This window comes from Ferruginibacter sp. (assembly GCF_049840995.1).
GTDB lineage: Bacteria > Bacteroidota > Bacteroidia > Chitinophagales > Chitinophagaceae > Ferruginibacter.
Genome location: NZ_JASGIP010000007.1, coordinates 48,482 through 65,550 on the forward strand (window position 1 = coordinate 48,482; position 17,069 = coordinate 65,550).

Annotated in this window: 18 protein-coding genes; 7 read left to right on the forward strand and 11 right to left on the reverse strand. The window is 41.3% G+C overall.

Going from position 1 to position 17,069, the window contains the following annotated elements; genetic code table 11:
* The first annotated feature begins 61 nt into the window (after window positions 1–61).
* Together QM738_RS18590 and QM738_RS18595 are read left to right on the forward strand one after the other, a co-directional pair.
* Window positions 62–733: a basic secretory protein-like protein gene (locus tag QM738_RS18590; RefSeq protein WP_462278243.1), complete on the forward strand. Its 672-nt coding sequence runs from the start codon at window positions 62–64 to the stop codon at window positions 731–733.
* 1 nt (window position 734) lies between these two features.
* Entirely contained in the window at window positions 735–1,256 is a 522-nt protein-coding gene (locus QM738_RS18595; RefSeq protein ID WP_462278244.1) for a class I SAM-dependent methyltransferase, read from the forward strand.
* On the opposite strand, the gene QM738_RS18600 is transcribed toward QM738_RS18595, so the two are convergent.
* From QM738_RS18600 to QM738_RS18610, 3 genes are read right to left on the reverse strand one after another with little or no spacing between them, the layout of a single operon-like run.
* Window positions 1,253–1,660 (reverse strand): SET domain-containing protein, encoded by a 408-nt coding sequence (locus QM738_RS18600; protein ID WP_462278245.1) that lies wholly within the window; start codon window positions 1,658–1,660, stop codon window positions 1,253–1,255. The genes QM738_RS18595 and QM738_RS18600 overlap by 4 nt on opposite strands.
* Window positions 1,657–2,334 (reverse strand): lysoplasmalogenase, encoded by a 678-nt coding sequence (locus tag QM738_RS18605; RefSeq protein ID WP_462278246.1) that lies wholly within the window; start codon window positions 2,332–2,334, stop codon window positions 1,657–1,659. Before QM738_RS18605 ends, QM738_RS18600 begins: the two co-directional genes overlap by 4 nt.
* 26 nt (window positions 2,335–2,360) lie before the next feature.
* Entirely contained in the window at window positions 2,361–3,254 is an 894-nt protein-coding gene (locus QM738_RS18610) for a hypothetical protein (protein WP_462278247.1), read from the reverse strand.
* 82 nt (window positions 3,255–3,336) lie between these two features.
* Here QM738_RS18610 and QM738_RS18615 point away from each other — a divergent pair, with 82 nt between their 5' ends.
* The 3 genes from QM738_RS18615 to QM738_RS18625 are packed head-to-tail and all read left to right on the forward strand — an operon-like array spanning window position 3,337 to window position 5,729.
* The gene (locus QM738_RS18615) at window positions 3,337–3,723 is read left to right on the forward strand and encodes a hypothetical protein (RefSeq protein ID WP_462278248.1); all 387 of its coding nucleotides are present in this window, start codon (window positions 3,337–3,339) and stop codon (window positions 3,721–3,723) included.
* A 43-nt stretch (window positions 3,724–3,766) separates the two neighbouring features.
* A complete protein-coding gene (locus QM738_RS18620) occupies window positions 3,767–4,267 on the forward strand; it encodes an FKBP-type peptidyl-prolyl cis-trans isomerase (RefSeq protein ID WP_462278249.1) in 501 nt (166 codons plus the stop codon).
* 34 nt (window positions 4,268–4,301) lie between these two features.
* Window positions 4,302–5,729: an L-serine ammonia-lyase gene (locus QM738_RS18625; RefSeq protein WP_462278250.1), complete on the forward strand. Its 1,428-nt coding sequence runs from the start codon at window positions 4,302–4,304 to the stop codon at window positions 5,727–5,729.
* 92 nt (window positions 5,730–5,821) lie between these two features.
* Here QM738_RS18625 and smpB read toward each other — a convergent pair whose 3' ends face one another.
* Window positions 5,822–6,259 (reverse strand): SsrA-binding protein SmpB, encoded by a 438-nt coding sequence (gene smpB / locus QM738_RS18630; RefSeq protein ID WP_462278251.1) that lies wholly within the window; start codon window positions 6,257–6,259, stop codon window positions 5,822–5,824.
* A 156-nt stretch (window positions 6,260–6,415) separates the two neighbouring features.
* On the opposite strand from smpB, the gene QM738_RS18635 reads away from it, so the two are divergent.
* On the forward strand, window positions 6,416–6,865 hold the full coding sequence (locus QM738_RS18635) for a DMT family transporter (RefSeq protein WP_462278252.1): 450 nt from the start codon (window positions 6,416–6,418) through the stop codon (window positions 6,863–6,865).
* Window positions 6,866–6,972: 107 nt separating this feature from the next.
* Here the strand turns inward: QM738_RS18635 and QM738_RS18640 are convergent, their stop codons facing one another.
* The 7 genes from QM738_RS18640 to QM738_RS18670 all read right to left on the reverse strand — a co-directional run bounded on the left by QM738_RS18640 (window position 6,973) and on the right by QM738_RS18670 (window position 15,938).
* Window positions 6,973–7,650: a hypothetical protein gene (locus tag QM738_RS18640; RefSeq protein WP_462278253.1), complete on the reverse strand. Its 678-nt coding sequence runs from the start codon at window positions 7,648–7,650 to the stop codon at window positions 6,973–6,975.
* A gap of 83 nt (window positions 7,651–7,733) precedes the next feature.
* Window positions 7,734–8,651, reverse strand: coding sequence for an acetyl-CoA carboxylase, carboxyltransferase subunit beta (gene accD / locus QM738_RS18645; protein WP_462278254.1), 918 nt, complete (start codon window positions 8,649–8,651; stop codon window positions 7,734–7,736).
* Window positions 8,652–8,762: 111 nt separating this feature from the next.
* Window positions 8,763–9,830: a class II fructose-bisphosphate aldolase gene (gene fbaA, locus QM738_RS18650; RefSeq protein WP_462278255.1), complete on the reverse strand. Its 1,068-nt coding sequence runs from the start codon at window positions 9,828–9,830 to the stop codon at window positions 8,763–8,765.
* Between the two features lie 205 nt (window positions 9,831–10,035).
* Complete coding sequence (locus QM738_RS18655; RefSeq protein ID WP_462278256.1) at window positions 10,036–10,800, reverse strand: helical backbone metal receptor; 765 nt, start codon at window positions 10,798–10,800, stop codon at window positions 10,036–10,038.
* A 1,370-nt stretch (window positions 10,801–12,170) separates the two neighbouring features.
* Window positions 12,171–13,526 carry a pyridoxal-phosphate dependent enzyme gene (locus tag QM738_RS18660; RefSeq protein WP_462278257.1) on the reverse strand — a complete coding sequence of 452 codons (1,356 nt, stop codon included), beginning with the start codon at window positions 13,524–13,526 and terminating at the stop codon, window positions 12,171–12,173.
* A 118-nt stretch (window positions 13,527–13,644) separates the two neighbouring features.
* The gene (locus QM738_RS18665) at window positions 13,645–14,106 is read right to left on the reverse strand and encodes a hypothetical protein (RefSeq protein WP_462278258.1); all 462 of its coding nucleotides are present in this window, start codon (window positions 14,104–14,106) and stop codon (window positions 13,645–13,647) included.
* A 245-nt stretch (window positions 14,107–14,351) separates the two neighbouring features.
* Entirely contained in the window at window positions 14,352–15,938 is a 1,587-nt protein-coding gene (locus QM738_RS18670; RefSeq protein ID WP_462278259.1) for a S41 family peptidase, read from the reverse strand.
* A gap of 270 nt (window positions 15,939–16,208) precedes the next feature.
* Between QM738_RS18670 and QM738_RS18675 the strand changes: the two genes are divergently transcribed.
* Window positions 16,209–17,051, forward strand: a complete 843-nt coding sequence (locus QM738_RS18675) for an N-acetylglucosamine kinase (RefSeq protein WP_462278260.1) — start codon at window positions 16,209–16,211, stop codon at window positions 17,049–17,051.
* Window positions 17,052–17,069 lie beyond the last annotated feature (18 nt).

The following is a 17,069-nucleotide window of genomic DNA, read 5'->3' on the forward strand; positions in this document are numbered from 1 at the left end:
CACAGGAAGGATTTTTTATTGATTAAATTGCCTTTCTTTACTTCATCTTATACTTTATTTCATGCAAAAGATCTGTTGCGGCTTAATCATAATTTTTATTTTTTTAAGTACCCGTTCAAGTGCGCAAACCGAACAAACTATCACACACGGCAAGTACACATTGCATGTTTCGGGCAATGATGCCGGTTTTTCGCCGCAGCTCATGCAAAGGTTGATCGACGTATTTTTTATAGTGTATCCCAAACTGGCAAAGGAATATAATAAGCAGACACTGACAGCAGTATCTTTCTTTATTGATACCAGTTATAATGGTGTTGCAGCAACGGATAATGGCAGGGTGGTGTTCAGCGCTAAATACATGAGTAAGCACCCGGCTGATGTGGATGTGGTGACGCATGAAGTAATGCATATCGTGCAGAATTATGGCGACAGTGGCGGGCCCGGCTGGCTTACAGAAGGCATTGCAGATTTTGCCCGTAACAAATTTGGTGTGGATAATGCCGGAGCCGGATGGAGCCTGCCGGATTATAAACCCACACAGCACTATGATAATGCCTATCGTGTCACTGCAAGATTCTTACTCTGGATCGAAAAAAATGTAAAAAAGGGTATCGTAAAAAAACTGGATGATGGATTAAGAAAACATATTTACACCGATGTTGTATGGATAGCATTAACCGGTAAAAACCTGGATCAACTGTGGGAAGCGTATGCAAAAAATCCTGCAATATGACATGTTATTAACTGACGCCATAAAACTTATTGATAATACCTATATCCGCAATGACGGTGCCGGTAAATGGGCAGACCTTGGATGCGGCAGCGGTTTATTTACCAAAGCACTGGCTTCGGTCATTTCGCCTGGTAGTGTAATAACCGCCATTGATAAAAGCAGCAATGGTTTTAAGCATTTAAAAGGCGTTTATAACGAGGTTACAATTGAAACGCTACAGGAAGATTTTACCGCAATACAATTTGCAGCAGGTATTGATGGTTTCCTGATGGCAAATTCACTGCATTATGTAAAAGATCAGAAAGAATTCGTCGGTAATTTAAAACAGCAGCTTAAAAAAGAGGGCAGCATAATTATAGTAGAATATGATACAGACAGATCGAATCCGTGGGTGCCTTACCCTGTAAATGCTGATAAACTGAGATTGCTTTTTGAAGCAAATGGATTTTCCTCAATTAATTTTTTGGCAAGTCAACCTTCTGTGTATGGTACCACCATGTATTCGGCAATTATAAGAAATTAATCCACGATCTCACCATAATCGATCACCAGTTCTTCACCGGCTTTGATATCCCTTATCGCCTCAAAAAAATCGCCCTCATTGATAGAAATAATATTGGGTTCATCAGCATGATTTAAGAATAATGCCAGGTCTATCTTTTTAAATCCTTCAGCGGGAATAAAATAATTGGCTTCGTCGTACAGGCAGTAATTGCCTACAATGAATTGTGCATGCTGCGGCAAAGTTGCCACTTCTTTTTTAGGCACCGTGATCCATTGATCTTCTTCACTGGGTTTGCTGAACATATCGCGGCAACCTTTAGGGATATCTTTTATGGCAAATACACCCACACCTTCAATGGGAGAGGGCCTTAACATCACATAGGTATTATTGCTCAGTTCGGCGAGTAGTGCAGCTTTGGTCATGGAGCTTTTTGTTTGATGAAACCATTTACAATACAGTATTGCGCTGCACAATAAGTGAGCATGATGCATACGCCTGCAAATGCAAATGGCTGGTAAAATTTATTGATGGCCAGCAGCGAATCGGATAATACAAAAAATGCTGCGCCTGCTAAATACAACAGGTTAGCCGGTTTATTTACTTTGGTAAATATATGGATGCTGCAGGTAAGCATAGTGCAGATCACAATGGCATACACTATAACAGGTATGGTAAGAGCGCCCAAATGCGGATACAATAACCATAAAAGCGTACAACCGTAACCGGTAACCAGCACTATTAATAGCGGTTGTTTTTTTAAAAGGGAAGTATTGGCCGATCGTATCTTTAAAAAATAAATAATGTAAAAAATATGGGTGAGTAAAAAAGACGCCAGCCCAAAAATGAAGAAGTTGGGATTTTTATCTTCCAGCAAAAAGAACACATCGCCCAGCCAGGAAAAAAATAAACCGGTAAGCAGTAACTTTTTAAAAGGAACAGTTGTGTTGCTATAAAATAACCATGCTATTAAAACAGGCACCAGCAAAGGCTTTGCAATAAAATGCAACAGGCTGATACCTGTAGCAATACCAATAATATCAACTGCAACAGTTATCCAGAAAATGAGCGCAAACTTTATGGACAATGTAGATTTCATGCAGTAAAAAAGTACCGTTGTTTTTATTACTGCTCAATATAAGGTTTACCGCCGAATAATATCCTTACCGAATCACGGGCCCGGGCAGTATCGCTCAACGGCGTATTCAGCGGCATGGCCACTTTAAAGGTTACAGAATCGGCGGTGTACAACAGTAATTTATGCCCGTAGCTGGTCAATCTTTTATAAGAATTCTGAGCAGGTAATAATGCAGGATAATTTTTTATCACCACTTTAAAAGTATAATTGCTGTTCTCAGCCGGTACTGCAGGCTTGATGCTGTCGGGCTTTTGCTGAACGGGGGCAATGGTATCTTTCTTTGCAGTATCAGGCGCTGGCGTGGCAGGTTGTTCAATTGCATTTTCTGCAACAGGTGTTTTTTCTTTATTTAAAAAATGCCAGGCAGCCCAGGCTATCAAAGCAATACCAACAATGCCAGCAAATACCAGTAACATTTTTTTATTATTGCTCGATGATGTGCTCTCATTGGAGAACGAAATATCTTCTTCTGCTTTTTCTTTCAGTTTTACTTCGGCGGTTTCTACTTTGGTATTCACATATTCGCCCTGGTAAAAACGATAAACGCCATCCTGTCCTTTTTCCAATACACCAATGCCTTCAATTTTAAGCGGCTTGCCTATGTTGAGGAACTGGCTGGCCAGCATCAGGTACGATTCAAGATCGGCGGTGGCCAATGGTCGTATTTTACGTGTCTGCTGAACAATATAATCGATCAGTGCTCCGTCTTCTGTTGCTTTGGGATTGTATTGAAAGGATACGGAATTTTCGGGCAGCACAATTTCTTTATCACTATCGGCGGGAGCAATAAAATCGGGCGATAAAGTAAAAGTACCAATGCCCTGTAAAGTAACCTGTTTGGCAATGTAAAAGTGCTGAACGAGCAGTTGTTCTATTTTCATCAGTAAAAGGTTAGTCCTAACAAACCTACAAGATATTCGCAATATAACAAAGCGGTATCCTCAATTGCCGTAGTTTTGCGGTATGCTTACAGAAAAAGACAAACAATTTTTACGATACTGGGAGAGTGTAAGGGACAGGGAAAGTACCTTTAAGCATAAGCTTTTGGCAGGTTTGCCTATGGCATTGATGTTCAGCCTGCCCGTGATCATTTTTTTTGGTGTGGTAAAAATATTCTTTCCCGGCTGGTTCACTACAGCTACGCACCAGCAAACAGAGATCGTGGTACCGGGTATGACAGAAAAATTCATGCGCCTTTCCAACGGCGATATTATGATGATATTCATTGCTGTTATTGTTATTGCAATTGGCTTTTCCTACTTCCGTATGCATTATAAATGGGAAACGAACGAACAATTGTATCATGAATTAAAAACTAAGGAAAAAAAAGCAACCGGTGCAGCACTATAAGCCTGTTTCATCTCTTAACTTTAACCTTTTAATCTTTTAAAATATGCTGAAGAAATTTTTAGTGATTGGTTTGACCGCCTCTTTGTTTTTATCCTGCAATAAGGATAATAAAGTTACCTGTCCTTATACAGAATCTACTTTTGTAGCGCCTTCCGGCGAAGTTACTGCTGTGCAGAATTATTGTGCTTCTGCGCATCCTGCAGCGATACAGCATTCCAGTGGTTTGTTCTATGAAATAACTGCAGCGGGTACGGGCACAACCACAGCTTCCGTTTGTTCCAATATTACCATAAAATATTCCGGCTACCTTACCAATGGTAACAAGTTTGATGAGAACCTGAGCGGCATTACATTTACCCTTGGTGGATTGATATTGGGTTGGCAGAAAGGTATTCCGCTGGTAAAAAAAGGCGGCTCTATCAATTTATATATTCCACCTTCGCTCGGATATGGCAGCCAGGATGTACGCAATAATGCAGGGGTAGTGGTAATTCCCGCAAACTCCATCCTTGTATTCAATATACAGGTGCTGGATGTGAATTGATATTTTTCAGTAAATTGTAAATAAAAATTCAGCATTGAGCCACGAAGCCATTTCAGTATTCGATATGTTTAAGATTGGCGTTGGACCTTCCAGCAGCCATACACTGGGGCCGTGGCGTGCCGCACAACGGTTCACTGCATCACTGGAAAAACAAAACATTCTCTTCAATGTAAAGTCTATTGAAGTATTGTTGTATGGTTCGCTTGCTAAAACAGGTGTGGGTCACGGTACCGATGTGGCAGTACAACTGGGTTTAAGCGGTGATGATCCGGTAACATTTGAAGTGGATAATATTGATGCCAAAATCGCTGACATCAAAGCAATGAAAAAAATATTGCTTGCCGGTAAACACGAAATTGATTTTGATCCTGCAGAAGATATTGAATTCCTGTACAGCGAAAGCCTTCCTTATCATCCTAATGCACTCACTTTTTTAGTACAGCTGCACGATGGCAATACCATTGCAGAAACCTATTATTCAGTAGGTGGTGGGTTTGTAAAAAAAGAAGGAGAAGATGCAGATGCAAAAAATGAGGTGAACCTGCCGTTTCCCATCAATACAGCGGATGAATTGTTGCACTGGTGCATGAAGACCGGATTGAGTGTAAGCGACGTGGTATTGGAGAATGAAGCCAGCTGGCGCAGCGAGGCAGCAACAAAAGACGGCGTATTGAAAATCTGGAATACTATGACAGCCTGCATTTACAGGGGATGCCATGCAGAAGGCATGCTGCCAGGCGGACTGAATGTAAAAAGGCGGGGCGCCGGGTTGAATAAAAAATTAATTAACGGTCGCGGCTATGCGAACTATAACAGCTGGCTCGCCACCATACGGCAGGGGGGCAGCGATTTTAAATATATACTGGATTGGGTAAGTTGTTTTGCCCTGGCCGTGAATGAAGAGAATGCCAGTTTTGGAAGAGTGGTTACGGCACCCACCAATGGCGCAGCGGGTGTGATACCGGCAGTATTGCAATACTATGTTACATTTTGCAATGGCAATTACGATGATAAGATCATACAGTTCTTATTGACCGCTTCGGAGATCGGCAGCATCTTTAAAAAAGGCGCTACCATATCTGCTGCAATGGGAGGCTGCCAGGCCGAGATAGGCGTGAGCAGCGCTATGGCTGCAGCTGCATTAACGGAATGTATGGGCGGTACACAACGGCAAACCTTAATGGCCGCCGAAATTGCTATGGAACATCACCTGGGGCTTACCTGCGATCCTATCGGTGGATTGGTACAAATACCCTGTATTGAAAGAAATACCATGGGCGCTATAAAAGCCATCACTGCCTGCCAGTTGGCTTTACAGAGCACACCCGATTATGCCAAAGTAAGCCTGGATGGCGTAATCAAAACCATGTGGAACACTGCTCTGGATATGAACAGCAAATACAAAGAAACCGCTGATGGCGGCCTTGCGGTAAATGTGCCGATCAGTTTGAGTGAATGCTAAGCAAACCAAGCTTCAAGTTACAAGCCTCAAGGGATGAGTATACTGTTTGAACTCACCTGCTTTTCCCTTGTAACTATTCCTCTTGTGGCTTTTCATATGCCGTACTTCCTCTTAATATCCCTGTCTGCCTCTCTTGTTTTGATCGTTTCTCTTTTATCGTAATTCTTCTTGCCCTTGCCGAGGCCGATCTCCATTTTAAAAAAGCCTTTATCGGTAAGAAATATCTTTAAAGGAATGATAGAATAACCTTTCTCTTTTATTTTGCCTTCCAGCTTGCGCAGTTCTCTTTTGGTAAGCAATAATTTTCTTTCCTGCATGGGCTGGTGATTGGTATAGGTACCAAAAGCGTATTCGGAAATATGCAGGCTTTTTACAAATAACTCCCCGTTATGAAAAAGGCAATAGCTGTCGTTAAAGCTGGCCTTACCGGCACGCAGGCTTTTAATTTCGGTGCCCTGCAATACCAGCCCGGCAATATAAGTTGCTTCAAAAAAATATTCGTGATATGCCTTACGGTTACTGATCTCCACTTTTGCTTTTTTTGCAAAGGTAAGGGGCGGGGCGCTAAAACTTTGCATAGCAAAGTAGCGACCTGCACCTTAGAAGATATTTTGTGCAGACTGCTACTATCAATGTGCAATGAAGGCGAACTTTATTAAGCTATATTTGGTATCAAAAAAAATGTGATGAGAAACGATATCATTTTTCTTGCATTGGCATTGATCACCGGTGCACTGATCCCTGTGCAGGCTGCCACCAATGCTGCATTCAGTAAAAGCATCGGGAACCCTTATATTACCGGTTTTATGGTTTTTGTAATAGGGTTGATAGGCATGGTACTCTTCCTGCTTTTATCAAGAACAGCTTTACCATCGCGGGAGCAACTTACCGCAGCGCCTTCGTATGGCTATCTCGGCGGATTGATCGTGGCAACTTATGTTGTAATGATCACTATTTTGGTACCAAAGATCGGTGTTGGAACAGCGATCGGGCTTATTGTTACCGGGCAGATACTTTGTGCCGTAGCAATAGATCATTTCGGGCTTTTTAATGTAGCGGTAAGAACGATCAGCCTTACCCGTGTTGCAGGCATTGGCTTGATGATCGGTGGAGTATATTTGGTAATGAAAAAGTGATTTGTTTATCAATTCATAATAAGTGTTCGCCGTTTGTTGAAGCCGGGAGGGCGGCGGAAATGCGCTGCATCTTTTGCAAAGACAAACAGGTTGTCCGTTAATGGGTTTTAGAAAAGTTTTTTGAATTTGGTGTCAGCGCTAAACTCAAACCATTTATCATCAACTGCCTTCTTATCCGTTTTAGTTGCAGTATACGTTATCTTTCTATTGGGATAAAGCAATTCTATTTTTAATGGCAAAGCTTTCATTAAGGAGTAAATAACATTGGTGGAATTGTAAGTATAGTGAGCAAAAAAAGCAGGGTCAACCGGGAACTTATCCGAAAAAGAAAGACGCCTTGTCCATTCGCCACCTTGTCCCTTAGCTTTGATCACGAGCACATCGCAAACATATCCCATCACGGTATCGGCATGCGGCAGTATCTTATAATCAATCACCCTTTCATTTGAAAAATTATTGGGTACATACATGATGGTATCAGAGGGCTGCATTTTCAAAAACTCGATGGTATCCCTGCTTCTGAACAGATCCATTTCGATAAATGCATTTTGATTCAGCCATTTGTATTTGCCTGCTTTATAATAGAATTCAGATTGCTTACCCATATAGCCATAGTCGCTTGAAACATCATAATCCTTTTCAATAGCCGTAACCAGGTGCGTATAACTGATCACGCCTTCAAATTCTTTTACCTGTGCATGTGATGCTGTAAAAAAAATAAAACAGCAACAAAAAATAAGCAGTAAGTGTGTGCGGGGAAGGGTATAACAAGATAGTTTTTTCATAACGGTATTTTGTAGCTTAAAGATATAATAAAAAATCCCACCTGGTAGCACCGGGTAGGATTTGATATTTTTTACAACGCATACTAGCTTTTGAATAATAGCAGCAGGTTGCCTAATTTTTCTTTTAATTCTTTTCTTGGGATGATAAAATCGAGGAAACCATGCTCCAGTAAAAATTCGCTGCGCTGGAAACCTTCGGGCAGGTCTTTTTTAATGGTCTCTTTAATAACCCTGGGGCCGGCAAAGCCGATCAGGGCGCCGGGTTCGCCACAAATGATATCGCCCAGCATTGCAAAAGAAGCCGTGGTACCGCCAAAAGTAGGGTCGGTGCAAAGGGATATATAAGGTATCTGTTTGTCGCTTAACTGAGAAAGTTTGCCGGAAGTTTTTGCCAGCTGCATCAATGAAAAAGCGCTTTCCATCATCCTGGCACCACCACTTTTATTGATGATCATAAAAGGGATACGATGCTCCATACAATAATCGCAGGCACGGCTGATCTTTTCGCCCATTACACTACCGAGGCTGCCACCAATGAACTCAAAATCCATACAGGCGATCACCAAGTCATTCTCATGTACCTTGCCGTGTGCAACAGTAATGGAATCGTGTATCTCTGTTTTGGAATAGGTTTCTTCCAGCCTTTTATTGTAAGGTTTAAGATCGGTAAAGCCCAGCATATCTTTGGAGCGGATGTTGGCAAACAGTTCTGTATACTGGTTCTCGTCAAAAATGATCTCGAAATATTCTTCGCTGCCGATGCGGTGATGGAATTCGCATTTGGGACAAACAAATTTGTTCTCCCTCAATTCCGAAACCGTGCAGGTGTATTTGCAATTAGGGCATTTGCTCCATAAACCTTCAGGAGCATCTTTTTTATCCTTGGTGGAAGTAAGAATGCCTTTTTTTATCCTTTTAAACCAGCTCGATTTCGTTTCTTCCGATTCGCCTTCTTCGCCGGTAAGGTTAAGTTCAAAATCTTCTTCTTTCTGTTGGCTCATAGTAATAGTTGAAAGTTATGAGTACAAAGTTACGGGTTACGGGTTAGTTGATCGTTGGTTTGATAATAAGGGTTCACATTTTCGCAAACGATCAACTAACCCGTAACTGTTTTATGCATTTCGGTTGATACAATTCAGGTCCTCAAAAGCAACTTCTAATCTTTTAATAAAACTCTCTTCGCCTTTGCGTAACCAAACCCTTGGATCGTAATGTTTTTTATTGGGTGCATCGGGTCCTTCAGGATTACCCAATTGACCCTGCAGGTAAGCTTCATTCTTTTTATAATTATTCAACACACCTTCCCAGAAAGCCCATTGCATATCGGTATCAATGTTCATTTTAATAGCACCGTAGCTGATTGCTTCACGGATCTGGTTTTGCGGCGAACCACTGCCACCGTGGAATACGAAGTATACAGGCTGTTTACCGGTCTTCAGTTCTTTCTCAATATATTCCTGGCTGTTCTTTAATATCTCTGGTCTTAATTGCACATTACCCGGTTTGTACACACCATGCACATTACCAAATGCAGCGGCAACAGTAAATAATTTTCCTACTTTGCTTAATTCAGTATAAGAGTAGGCCACGTGTGCAGGCTGGGTATATAATTTATCATTGTCCACATCGCTGTTATCAACACCATCTTCTTCACCGCCGGTAACACCCAGTTCAATTTCAATGCTCATGCCCAGGGGCGCCATGCGTTTGTAAAATTCAACCGAAGTGGCAATATTCTCTTCAATAGGTTCTTCAGAAAGATCGAGCATGTGAGAGCTGAAAAGCGGCTGTCCTTTTTCTTTAAAGAACTGTTCGCCGGCATCTATCAGTCCGCTTACCCATGGCAGCCATTTTTTAGCAGCATGGTCAGTATGTATTACAACAGGTACTCCGTAATATTTGGCCACATTGTGAATATGCATTGCACCGGAAATACCACCAGCAATATTGCCCTGTAACTTATCATTGGGCATGCCTTTACCGGCCATAAATTGTGCGCCGCCATTGCTGAACTGGATAATAACGGGAGAATTTACTTTTGCTGCAGTTTCTAAAGTTGCATTGATAGAATTGGTACCAATTACATTAACTGCAGGCAGGGCAAACTGGTTATTTTTTGCATCATTATACAATGCTTCTAACTCAGCACCAAATAAAACGCCTGATCTGTATTTACTCATAACTGTTTTGTTTTTTGCAAATGTAAGGAAGTACGGCGATTAATTAACGTGAGTAGTGAGTTGTCAAAGGTGGGTGGGCAGTTATGAAACCTAAGACGTAAGGTGGGAAAGAAGGGTAGCTGAAACGTGCGTTTTATTAAGTAAGCAAAAAGTGTCCCCTGACACAAAAGGGCTTTAATACTCACTATTGACCACTCACCACTCACTACTCACGCCTCAAAGCCTTCAAGTATTCCGGAAAGTGCAGCATCCGGTTGCCATACCAGCTGAACATTTCCCCATCTGCCAGTAAAATTTTTGTGCCGGGTAATAAAGGTTGCAGCTCATCAATATGTTTTTGTTTAAAAGGGTAGGGCTCGCTGCTCAGCAACAACAGTTCGCAACCTGCTTCCTGTATCTGCGCTGCTGTTACTTCGGGGTATCGTTCTTTATGCGAAAAAACATTCTGCATACCGGCTTTTAACAGCATGTCATTAATGAAAGTACCGCCACCAGCCGCCATATAAGGTTTGTTCCAGATAAGATAGGCTGTATTGACAGGTTTTACTGAAACAGGGATGCCTGCGAATGCCTTTTGTATATCACTTACCAGCTGCATGGCTGCACTGGTTTTACCGCAGCAATCGCCTACCTGCTGTATCATCTGCAAAGCTTCTTCCACGGTATCCACATCGGTGAGCAGTACTGTAAATTCTTTGGCCAGTTCTTCCACCTGATCTTTTACATTTTCTTCTTTATTGGCAATGACCAGGTCGGGCTGCAGTTTTTGTATAGCGGCAATGTTGACTGTTTTGGTGCCGCCCACCCGGGGCTTGCTCCTGAACCATTGCGAGGGATGCACACAGAATTTGGTGATGCCTATTGTTTCTTCTTCCAGGTTGAAATAATGCAGTAATTCTGTTATAGAAGGTACCATCGAAATGATGCGGCGGGCAGCAATGGCAGGGGTATCATTTTTCTGTAACAGCATGCCGTAAAATTATGCAGAAGCCAGCACTTGCCATAAATAAAAACTTCCATAAATAACTGACGTGTCAGATACTTATGGAAGTGAATTTTTTGAGAACCAACCAAGCACTAGTTGGTCTTAAACAGGATTGCCTTGGATCTTTCTCTGCCAGAAACACATTGGTTTCTTAATAATTTAATCCGGTTTCAGTAGGTCTTTTCATTGGGCCATCATCGCTTTTTACAGCATAGGCAACTTAGGATATTGGTTCTTGTTTTCTTTGGATTCGGTTTTCTTTGGATTTTCCTTGGATATGTTGGTTTTCAACGGGTTTCGAACTTATAATGTTTTATCGCTTTAAAAAATTAGAAGTTGACTGATATTGGATTTGTTGTTGGTTTTTTCACAATATTGGATGATCTCTTTTGGCTTCGTCAGGATTGTTGGATAATGATTGATATTTAATTCCTATCAATCAACTTCTGACACAAAGATGCGACGGAATCAGTTGCTGTACAAGAGCGTTATTGCCCATTTTTACGCATATAGTATTTACTGTGGCAATCGTAAATGCTGCGGTTTTTAAGTGGGAGAGCTACGAAAAAATGATACGTAGTTTTACGAGCCTGGCTTGAAGAATAGTGAGTTTTGTATAAATAAAAACTTCCATAAACATCTGACGTGTCAGATACCTATGGAAGTGAATTTTTTGAGAACCAACCAAGCACTAGTCGGTTTTAAACAGGATTGTTTTGGATCTGTCTCTACAAGAAGTTTTTAGCTTCTTAAATGATTTAATCCGGTTTCAGTCGGTCTTTTCAAAGTAGCCATCATCGCTTTTAAGGGCATAGGCTTAGGATATTGGGTCGTCTTTGGTTTTTGCCATCATCGCTTTTTAAGGCATAGGCTGGATATTGGTCTTCTTCGGTCTTTCTCGCCATCATCGCTTTTTACAGCATAGGCATTGGATATTGGTTTTCTGTTTTCTTTGGAACCGTTGGTTTTTTATAGGTTTAGATCTTTATGATAATTTAAAAAAGTAGAAGTTGACTGATATTGGATTGTTATTGGTTTTTCACAAATTGGATTTAATTCTTTTGGCTTCTTCAGGATTGTTGGATAATGATTGATATTTAATTCCTATCAATCAACTTCTGACACAAAGATGCAACAGATTGCAAAGCTGTACAAGAGCGGTATTGCTCTTTTTTACGCATATAGTATTTACTGTGGCAATAGTAAATACGCATAATTTTTAATGGGAGAGCTACGTGAAAAAGTATCGTAGTTTTACGATTTTGGTATGAAAATGAAGCTAATATGAAAAATGCTGCATCGTGAAATGCAGCATTGACGCGGCTTTGGGCCTTATCGTATAATTTCCTTTAACATTATTTGGCAAGGCTTTGGATAATGTCGTATTTAGTAACAATATGATATGATCCGCTCTCATCTTTGCTTAAAACAGCCCCATTTTCTTTGTTAATTAACATACTTAAACGCTCAACTGGGGTATCAAATCCCACTTCTGGGTAATTTTTTTCCATGACAGTGGCTATTAATTCGGTTTTTATCTCCGCGTTATTGAGTATTTTATTGAATAACCCGCTTTCTGAAATAGAACCTATATTATCACCATTGTCCATTACAGGTATATTCTCAATATCATACTTCTTCATCAGTTCAATAGCCTGTAAAACAGTTTGTTTACTATCAATGGTCACCAGTTTTTTATTACCACGGCCACTTACCAGGTCTTTAAAGGTTTTTACTTCTAAAAATCCCCTTTCCAGCATCCATTGATCGTTATAAATTTTAGCTACATAGCGGCTGCCATGGTCATGAAAGATCACCACCACCACATCATCTTTTTTCAATTGATCCTTTAACTGGAAAACACCCTGTAAACAACTGCCTGCGCTGTACCCGCAAAACAATCCTTCTTCTTTAGCAATACGCCTGGCCATGATAGCGCCATCCTTATCGGTAACTTTTGTAAATTCATTGATCACGCTCATATCATAGTTCTCCGGCACAAAATCTTCTCCAAAGCCTTCGCTGATATAAGGGTACACTTCTTTCTGATCGATCTCGCCTGTATCAAAGTATTTTTTTAATAAAGAACCATAGCTGTCAATGGCCCATACTTTAATATTGGGATTTTTCTCTTTCAAATATTTTGCTGTACCTACAATGGTACCGCCTGTTCCGGTAGCCACTACCAAATGTGTTACTTTACCTTCGGTCTGCTGCCATATTTCCGGACCGGTCTGTTCGTAGTGCGCCAGGCGGTTGGCCAGGTTATCGTATTGATTTACGTACCAGCTGTTGGGCACTTCCGTAGCCAGTCTTTTACTTACAGAATAATAACTGCGGGGATCTTCGGGCTCTACATTGGTAGGGCATACGATCACTTCGGCGCCCACGGCTTTTAAAATATCCGCCTTTTCTTTAGATTGTTTATCGGTGGTAGTGAAAATACATTTATAACCTTTTACACAGGCCGCCAATGCCAAACCCATACCGGTATTGCCACTGGTACCTTCTATAATGGTGCCACCGGGTTTTATCTTTCCTTCCTGCTCTGCCACTTCCAGCATCTTTAAAGCCATGCGGTCTTTAATGCTGTTACCGGGATTAAAATATTCCACCTTGGCTAAAACGGTGCAGGGAAGCGATTGCGTGATCTTATTGAGTTTGATAAGCGGGGTGTTGCCAATTGTTTCCAATATATTATTCAGCCACATAGTAATCGTTGTTTTGCTGCAAAGGTAAGGGGAAGTTGAAAAGTGGAAAGTTCAAAGTTGGGAGTTCAAAGTACAGAGTTAAAAGTTCAAAGTTGAAAGTTCAAGGTTGAAGGGTTGTTTATCCGTCGATCAATACAGACTTTGCAGTAAAATCTTCCATGGTCAAAATAAACACGTGATTTTTGTCGTGGTCAGATTCAAATGTGAGTTCCCAAATAATTGGTTTGGATTCGCACCATGGAATATCAAGCCAAACAGGTTCAAATTCTTTTGCAAAATCGATGATTTTAAAATCGGGTTTCCAGTTTCTGAATTCATCCTCAATTACAGGGATGATTGAACGGCAGATATCTCCATATTCATGCTCAATTTTTTCAAAGAAATCAACTTGCAATTGTGTAGGACCTTCTATGCCTGCTGCAATACTAATTTCAAGAATCTCTTGCTTAGGTTTAAAAAATCTACGTCCTGTAAAAAAGCTATTCGAAGGATTTTTCTTGTCACCGGAAAAGCGCAGCTGTCCAAAAAATGGGTGCTCAATTTTTATTGTTTTCCCAAAGAAAAATTCAAGTAATCCCATACAATATTATTATGGTTGAGTCATTTATTTTTTAGCATAGAAAACTTTCGACAATACATTTATACCGCAGTCTACCGGATGGTTATTGAATAAAAAGCACCTTTACATCATCCAATATTCATGTACAGATCAATATCCTTTATCTCTGAAATTCCTTACCTCTGAAGTGTAAATGACCGGGTAGTGAAATGAATTGCCTGTTATTTACAAACTGCAAGCCTCCTGTACGGGAGGCTTGCAGTTTTTTATTGTAATACTTCCAGCGCTTTTTTAATGGCATTATCATCGGTGTTCAATACTTCCACCATGCCTTCGGTGCGCCATACCTGCCGGGCAATAGACGACCTGATGCGGTTGCTGATATCTTCTTTTTCTTTGGGAGAAATAGTATTAAGGCTTACAGAATCTTTTTCTGCCAGCATAGAAAATTGTTTCCAGTCATCTTCAGTGAAAGAAAAATTCTTGATGAACTCACCGGGATTTTTATAACCATTCAACTGGCTGCTGTGCTGCAGGTAAAAGTGGTAGGCATAATTGGAAATGATACCATCGCTGTAAACTCTTGCGGTATTGATACCATAACCCGATGTATCCAACGGCACAAAATAATCGGGCGTAATGCCGCCACCGCCATACACTGTTTTTCCACCCTTGGTCTTGTACACTTTTGTTTTATCGTTCTTAATTGAATCGGCACTTTGTGTTTCACCATCATGAAAGCGTTTGCTGATCTCTTCGTAATAAGCTTTTTCGCCATTGTTATACGGCCTTTGAATGCTGCGCCCAACAGGGGTATAATAACGGGCCACGGTTAAACGCAGGGCGCTGTTATCACTCAGGTCAAATTGTTCCTGCACCAGGCCTTTACCGAACGAACGACGGCCTACTACAGTAGCACGGTCCCAATCCTGCAGTGCACCGATGAGTACTTCGCTGGCGCTGGCGGTACCTTCATCGGCCATTACCACCAATGGCCCGGTCTCAAACTGTCCATCCCTGCGGCAGCGGTATTCTTTTTTAGCTACATGTTTTCCTTCGGTATAAGTGATCAGTTTATCACCCGGCAATAATTCATCTGCAATTTCCACTGCTTCATCCAGTACACCACCACCATTGCCCCGCAGGTCGAGTATCAGTTTTTGCAAACCCTGTTTTTTTAATGCCAGCAGCGCCACCATGAATTCATTGTAAGTTTCCTGGGAGAATTTGTTGAGTTTGATATAACCCACACCATTCCCGATCATATAACTGGCATCGAGGCTGCTTAATGGAATAGCATCTCTTTTAATGGTAACTTTTTTCATTTCGGTACCTCTTAAAAAACTGATCACCACTTCCGAACCACGGTCGCCCCTTAATAATCTTCTTATCCTTTCGCCATCTATCTTGGTACCGGCAACAGCGCTGTCGTCTACTTTTATGAATTTATCGCCGGTCTGCAGTCCTGCTTTAAAACTCGGGCCATCCTGCAATACATTGGTCACATTAATGGTATCGTCAAATACATTGAACTCCACACCAATACCAAAGAATTTACCCGCAAGGTCTTCGTTAATGCCCTGCAGCTGTTCGGCAGGGATAAAAACAGAGTGGGGGTCCAGTTTATTCAGCATGGCCTGTATGGCGGTATCAGCCAATGCATCCATTTTAACCTCATCCACGTATTTATTTTCAATAAGGTCCATGATCTCCTGCACCGGCCTTCTTTTTTCCATGTAAAAGAAACTTTTTCCCGGAAAATCGTCCCTCATCTTAAACCCGATATAGATCCCTGCTATTAATGTAAGGCTGAAAAGAAGCGGCAGCCAAACCTGTAACTTTTTATTATTCATGCTGCGAAGATAGGGAGAAGACGGAAGTGAAAGCAAGCAGAATGAGGAGCGGCGGGGAAGAGCCGCAAGGGATGAGCAGGCTGTTGCGATATTTTTAATTAATGGAAAAATAATTGCGCTGGCGGATTGCAACTTTTTATATAACCGTTTGTCTTTATTATGATACCGACAGTTGCATGCTTTTCCCTTGCAGCTTGCAACTATTCCCCTGTACCTTGTATCTTGCAGCTTATTGATAAATGCAGTAACTTCAATTTACAAAAGGAAACAATGGCGATAATATTAATTGCAGATAGTGGTTCTACAAAAGCAGAATGGTGCCTGGTGGAGGGGAAGAAGAAGAAAACATTTTTTACGCAGGGCCTTAGTCCTTACTTTTTAACCGGAGAACAGATACAAAATATACTGGAAGAGGAATTAAAGCAAAAGATGAAGCGGGTAATGCCGGACGAGATCTTTTTTTATGGAACGGGATGCGCCAATCCCAACAATGCAAGACTGGTTAAGAAAGCCGTGCAGAAAGTTTTTACAGGTGCAACAGTAGCCGTGGATCACGACCTGATGGGTGCCGCCAAAGCTTTATGCGGCAGGGAAAAAGGTATTGCCTGTATCCTGGGCACAGGTTCTAATTCCTGCTTTTACAATGGTAAAAAAATAGTCAAGAACAGTCCCGGCCTGGGATATGTACTGGGCGATGAAGGCAGCGGTGCTTATTTAGGTAAAAAAGTAATACAGCATTATTTGTACAGTACTTTTGATGCCGACCTGATGGACCGTTTTGATGCAAAATTCAAGACCAGCACTACAGAGATACTGGAAGCCGTGTATAAAAAACCATTGCCTAACCGGTACCTTGCCAACTTTACGGTGTTTTTAGCAGAGAACAGGGGGCATTATATGGTAGAGAATATCATTGAAGATGGCTTTAATGATTTTTTCTTTAACCATGTGTACAAATACCGCGAAAGCTGGACCCTGCCGGTGAACTTTATCGGCAGCGTGGCTTACGGTTTTAAAGATGTACTGGAAGAAATGTGCCACTCCTACGAATTGCAGTTGGGCAAAGTAATGCAGAAACCCATGGATGGCCTGGTAAAATATCATACTAATTAAAAAAGAACCCGTGTAAAT

Coding starts and splice junctions, on each gene's coding strand:
- fbaA (WP_462278255.1), bottom strand. CDS start 9,830: ATGAGTAAATACAGATCAGGCGTTTTATTTGGTGCTGAGTTAGAAGCA.
- QM738_RS18600 (WP_462278245.1), bottom strand. CDS start 1,660: ATGACCAAAGCTGCACTACTCGCCGAACTGAGCAATAATACCTATGTG.
- accD (WP_462278254.1), bottom strand. CDS start 8,651: ATGAGCCAACAGAAAGAAGAAGATTTTGAACTTAACCTTACCGGCGAA.
- QM738_RS18660 (WP_462278257.1), bottom strand. CDS start 13,526: ATGTGGCTGAATAATATATTGGAAACAATTGGCAACACCCCGCTTATC.
- QM738_RS18640 (WP_462278253.1), bottom strand. CDS start 7,650: ATGAAAAAACTATCTTGTTATACCCTTCCCCGCACACACTTACTGCTT.
- QM738_RS18610 (WP_462278247.1), bottom strand. CDS start 3,254: ATGAAAATAGAACAACTGCTCGTTCAGCACTTTTACATTGCCAAACAG.
- QM738_RS18675 (WP_462278260.1), top strand. CDS start 16,209: ATGGCGATAATATTAATTGCAGATAGTGGTTCTACAAAAGCAGAATGG.
- QM738_RS18615 (WP_462278248.1), top strand. CDS start 3,337: ATGCTTACAGAAAAAGACAAACAATTTTTACGATACTGGGAGAGTGTA.
- QM738_RS18665 (WP_462278258.1), bottom strand. CDS start 14,106: ATGGGATTACTTGAATTTTTCTTTGGGAAAACAATAAAAATTGAGCAC.
- QM738_RS18655 (WP_462278256.1), bottom strand. CDS start 10,800: ATGCTGTTACAGAAAAATGATACCCCTGCCATTGCTGCCCGCCGCATC.
- QM738_RS18605 (WP_462278246.1), bottom strand. CDS start 2,334: ATGAAATCTACATTGTCCATAAAGTTTGCGCTCATTTTCTGGATAACT.
- QM738_RS18620 (WP_462278249.1), top strand. CDS start 3,767: ATGCTGAAGAAATTTTTAGTGATTGGTTTGACCGCCTCTTTGTTTTTA.
- QM738_RS18670 (WP_462278259.1), bottom strand. CDS start 15,938: ATGAATAATAAAAAGTTACAGGTTTGGCTGCCGCTTCTTTTCAGCCTT.
- QM738_RS18590 (WP_462278243.1), top strand. CDS start 62: ATGCAAAAGATCTGTTGCGGCTTAATCATAATTTTTATTTTTTTAAGT.
- QM738_RS18595 (WP_462278244.1), top strand. CDS start 735: ATGTTATTAACTGACGCCATAAAACTTATTGATAATACCTATATCCGC.
- QM738_RS18635 (WP_462278252.1), top strand. CDS start 6,416: ATGAGAAACGATATCATTTTTCTTGCATTGGCATTGATCACCGGTGCA.